The organism is Glaciecola sp. 2405UD65-10, from assembly GCF_048820975.1.
Taxonomy (GTDB): domain Bacteria; phylum Pseudomonadota; class Gammaproteobacteria; order Enterobacterales; family Alteromonadaceae; genus Glaciecola.
Genome location: NZ_JBMEUF010000005.1, coordinates 1 through 2,932 on the forward strand (window position 1 = coordinate 1; position 2,932 = coordinate 2,932).

Sequence of the window (2,932 nt, forward strand, 5' to 3'; positions counted from 1 at the left end):
ATTAGGGTTGTATGGTTAAGTGATTAAGCGTATACGGTGGATGCCTAGGCAGTTAGAGGCGATGAAGGACGTGTAAGTCTGCGATAAGCGTTGGGAAGCTGACAAAATGCGTTATACCCAACGATTTCCGAATGGGGAAACCCAGTCATTTTATGACTATCCTTAAGTGAATTCATAGCTTAAGGAAGCGAACGAGGGGAACTGAAACATCTAAGTACCCTTAGGAAAAGAAATCAAACGAGATTTCCCTAGTAGCGGCGAGCGAACGGGAATCAGCCGAATCAGTAAGATGTAGTGGAATGTGTTGGGAAGCACAGCGATACAGGGTGATAGCCCCGTACACGAAGCATCTTATTGGTCATATTAAGTAGGTCGGGACACGTGTTATCTTGACTGAAGATGGGGGGACCATCCTCCAAGGCTAAATACTCCTAACTGACCGATAGTGAACCAGTACCGTGAGGGAAAGGCGAAAAGAACCCCTGTGAGGGGAGTGAAATAGAACCTGAAACCGTATACGTACAAGCAGTGGGAGCACCTTCGTGGTGTGACTGCGTACCTTTTGTATAATGGGTCAGCGACTTATATTTAGTAGCAAGGTTAACCGTTTAGGGGAGCCGTAGCGAAAGCGAGTGTTAACTGCGCGTTTAGTTGCTAGGTATAGACCCGAAACCCGGTGATCTAGCCATGGGCAGGTTGAAGGTTGAGTAACATCAACTGGAGGACCGAACCGACTAACGTTGAAAAGTTAGCGGATGACTTGTGGCTGGGGGTGAAAGGCCAATCAAACCGGGAGATAGCTGGTTCTCCCCGAAATCTATTTAGGTAGAGCCTCGGACGAACACCATTGGGGGTAGAGCACTGTTAAGGCTAGGGGGTCATCCCGACTTACCAACCCTTTGCAAACTCCGAATACCGATGAGTGCTATCCGGGAGACACACGGCGGGTGCTAACGTCCGTCGTGAAGAGGGAAACAACCCAGACCGCCAGCTAAGGTCCCAAAATATTGCTAAGTGGGAAACGATGTGGGAAGGCTAAGACAGCTAGGAGGTTGGCTTAGAAGCAGCCACCCTTTAAAGAAAGCGTAATAGCTCACTAGTCGAGTCGGCCTGCGCGGAAGATGTAACGGGGCTAAGCAATATACCGAAGCTGCGGATTTGAACTTAGGTTCAAGTGGTAGGGGAGCGTTGTGTAAGTGGATGAAGGTGAATCGAGAGGTTTGCTGGACATATCACAAGTGCGAATGCTGACATGAGTAACGATAATGGGGGTGAAAAACCCCCACGCCGGAAGACCAAGGTTTCCTGTCCCATGCTAATCAGGGCAGGGTAAGTCGGCCCCTAAGGCGAGGCAGAAATGCGTAGTCGATGGGAAACAGATTAATATTTCTGTACTTATATAATGAGTGATGGAGAGACGGAGAAGGCTAAGCAAGCATGGCGTTGGTTGTCCATGTGAAAGTGAGTAGGCTGGGGAATTAGGCAAATCCGGTTCCCCTTAAGGCTGAGACACGAGACGAGTTCCCAAGGGAATGAAGTTGTTGATGCCCTGCTTCCAGGAAAATCTTCTAAACGTATCATTATATGAACCGTACCCCAAACCGACACAGGTGGTCAGGTAGAGAATACTAAGGCGCTTGAGAGAACTCGGGTGAAGGAACTCGGCAAAATTGTACCGTAACTTCGGGAGAAGGTACGCCCTTGTTTGTGATGGAATTTACTTCCTAAGCAGATGAGGGCCGCAGTGACCAGGTGGCTGGGACTGTTTATTAAAAACACAGCACTGTGCTAAATCGAAAGATGACGTATACGGTGTGACACCTGCCCGGTGCCGGAAGGTTAATTGATGGGGTTAGCGTAAGCGAAGCTCTTGATCGAAGCCCCGGTAAACGGCGGCCGTAACTATAACGGTCCTAAGGTAGCGAAATTCCTTGTCGGGTAAGTTCCGACCTGCACGAATGGTGTAACCATGGCCACGCTGTCTCCACCCGAGACTCAGTGAAATTGAAATTGCAGTGAAGATGCTGTGTACCCGCACCTAGACGGAAAGACCCCGTGAACCTTTACTACAGCTTGGCACTGAACATTGACCCTACATGTGTAGGATAGGTGGGAGACTTTGAACCGTTGTCGCCAGATGACGGGGAGTCAACCTTGAAATACCACCCTTGTACGTTTGATGTTCTAACGTTGTTCCCTTATCGGGAATGCGGACAGTGTCTGGTGGGTAGTTTGACTGGGGCGGTCTCCTCCCAAAGTGTAACGGAGGAGCACGAAGGTTGGCTAATCCTGGTCGGACATCAGGAGGTTAGTGCAATGGCATAAGCCAGCTTAACTGCGAGACAGACACGTCGAGCAGGTACGAAAGTAGGTCATAGTGATCCGGTGGTTCTGTATGGAAGGGCCATCGCTCAACGGATAAAAGGTACTCCGGGGATAACAGGCTGATACCGCCCAAGAGTTCATATCGACGGCGGTGTTTGGCACCTCGATGTCGGCTCATCACATCCTGGGGCTGAAGTCGGTCCCAAGGGTATGGCTGTTCGCCATTTAAAGTGGTACGCGAGCTGGGTTTAGAACGTCGTGAGACAGTTCGGTCCCTATCTGGTGTGGGCGTTGGATGATTGATGGGAGCTGCTCCTAGTACGAGAGGACCGGAGTGGACGAACCGCTGGTGTTCGGGTTGTTTTGCCAAAGGCATTGCCCGGTAGCTACGTTCGGAATCGATAACCGCTGAAAGCATCTAAGCGGGAAGCGAGCCCAAAGATGAGTCATCCCTGACAGTTTAACTGTCCAGAAGGGTTGTTGAAGACTACAACGTTGATAGGCAGGGTGTGGAAGCGTAGCAATGCGTTAAGCTAACCTGTACTAATTGCCCGAGAGGCTTAACCATACAACACCTAATGAGGTTTGTTGTAGTGATAAGTTGCTA

1 rRNA gene is annotated in these 2,932 nt (G+C 49.9%); it reads left to right on the plus strand.

Features of this window, described 5'->3' with window-relative positions:
• Positions 1 to 13 precede the first annotated feature (13 nt).
• Positions 14 to 2,893 (plus strand): 23S ribosomal RNA (locus tag ACOI22_RS17335).
• The last annotated feature ends 39 nt before the right edge of the window (positions 2,894 to 2,932 follow it).